This window comes from Sulfurovum sp. bin170 (genome assembly GCF_010892395.1).
Lineage (GTDB): Bacteria > Campylobacterota > Campylobacteria > Campylobacterales > Sulfurovaceae > UBA1140.
Genome location: NZ_JAACKB010000432.1, coordinates 1 through 1,655, shown reverse-complemented (window position 1 = coordinate 1,655; position 1,655 = coordinate 1). Strand labels below are relative to the sequence as shown.

The following is a 1,655-nucleotide window of genomic DNA, read 5'->3' as shown; positions in this document are numbered from 1 at the left end:
GTTATTCTAAAGATATTTAGCATTGATATTATTCTATCTTCACTATAATGATGACTATTATAATCTACTCTAAATGATAATTTATGATTTGAAAAAGAACCATTGATGTCTATATCTATCTTACTATACTCTTCTTCTGAAACCTCTGCACCTGAATACTCATCTTTCAACTCAAAGATACTATCCCTTTGATTATCCATCTCTCCTAAATAATTGAAACTAATGACAGGGGTTTTTTCTATCTCTATCTTCTCACTAAAGTATTTTAATACACCATAACCCACACCTTTATTTGGAATAGAATTAATTCTCTCTTTTATCTCTCTTACTATACTTGATATTTCTCTAGTCTCTAACAATCCTAAATCAACAGGAAACATCGTAGTAAACCATCCTATAGTTCTATCCAAGTTCAAATTTAAAACATCTTCTCTTCCATGTCCTTCCAAAAATATAACTTTATCTTCAAAATCATCTAGTGCTATGGATAAAGCACTCAATAGTATATGATTTATCTCTGTTTTATAGGCTCTATTGGCAGATTTAATCAACTCATATTCATCTTGACTAAACTCTATAAATGCTTGTTTAAGCTCCCTGTTTTTAACTTTTTTTATACTGTTGTTATCTTCTATTTTAGATAATATCTCATTCCAATAATCAGCCTCTAAAAGCAATTCTTCTGATGATGCATAGTTATCTATCACTTCTACATACTCTTGGAACGAGTGCGTCTTTAATGGCAAAGGTTTACCTAAATAAGATTGTTTTAAATCTTCTAATAAAACTCTCCAACTGACTCCATCAACAAGTAAATGATGAATGATAATAGAAAGTTTATAACAATCTTGAAGTTTAAATAGAGTAAATTTATATGGCTTAACTAAATCTATGTTCTTATGCAAATTATCTAATATATCTTTACCTATACTTATCTCTTCCTCTAAAACTATCTCATCAAGTATTATCTGCGTCGCTGTAGTATTAATATATTGCTTTATTTTATTCTCATTATCTATCTCAAAAGAAGCTCGAAGCATATCGTGGTGATTGTAAATATCTAAAAGTGCTTTCTCTAAACTATCTTTATCAAGTGTTAAATTAGCTGTGAGAATTACAGAGTGATTATAATGATGATACTCTTCAAAATCTTCAAAAAATGACTGTTGAATAGGAGAGAGTAAGACATCTCCTACAATATCATCTTGTGCTATACTATTTTTACTCTCTTTTAATAATGGTACAAGTTGAGCAATCGTTTGATGTTGGAAAAGCTCTTTTATTTTCAGTTGATAACCCAATTCCAATAGTTTAGAAGAGATTTGAATAGCCTTAATAGAATCTCCACCTATCTCAAAAAAGTTATCATCAATCCCAACGCTATCTAATCTCAATACCTCTTCAAATATAGTAGCTACACTCTCTTGTAATAAATTTTTAGGAGCTACATACCCCATATCTAATGACATATCCACCTCTGGCAGAGATTTTTTATCTACTTTTCCATTTGATGTGAGAGGTATAGTCTCTATTTCTATAAAAAAACTCGGTATCATATAGCTAGGTAGTTTCTCTTTAAGATGCTCTTTTACACCATTACTATCTCCGACTATATAGGCTATAAGCTGTTCATCTTTGACGATAACGACACTTCC

Annotated in this window: 1 protein-coding gene; it reads right to left on the bottom strand. The window is 30.2% G+C overall.

Annotated features, from left to right (window positions below):
* On the bottom strand, positions 1-1,655 hold a 1,655-nt coding region (locus GSY74_RS10260), incomplete at both ends, for a condensation domain-containing protein (protein WP_255494608.1).